General features: G+C 65.3%; 1 pseudogene. It reads left to right on the forward strand.

Annotated features, from left to right (window positions below):
- Positions 1-223: pseudogene (locus ACFWFR_RS19325) on the forward strand (ABC transporter family substrate-binding protein); the annotation flags it as partial.
- Between the last annotated feature and the right edge of the window lie 36 nt (positions 224-259).

Consider the following 259-nt stretch of genomic DNA (forward strand, 5'->3'; position numbering starts at 1 on the left):
CGTCGACGCTGCGCTCGACCAGCTCCAGGTCTCGACCGACCCCGACGAGCAGTTCGCTCTGCAGCTCGAGGTCGAGAAGAACCTGTGGGCCGACGCCTTCGGCACCACGATCTTCCAGTTCCCCGCGATCCAGGGCTGGAACGAGAACCTGAAGGGCGTCGACGCGATCACCATCAGCCCGACGATCTTCTACGGCTTCTGGAACTGGGAGCTCGGCGCGTAGCGTCGAGCCCATCCGTTCCTGAGCACGGGGCCAAGC

This window comes from Oerskovia sp. NPDC060287, assembly GCF_042726775.1.
GTDB classification, from domain to species: Bacteria; Actinomycetota; Actinomycetes; order Actinomycetales; family Cellulomonadaceae; genus Oerskovia; species Oerskovia merdavium.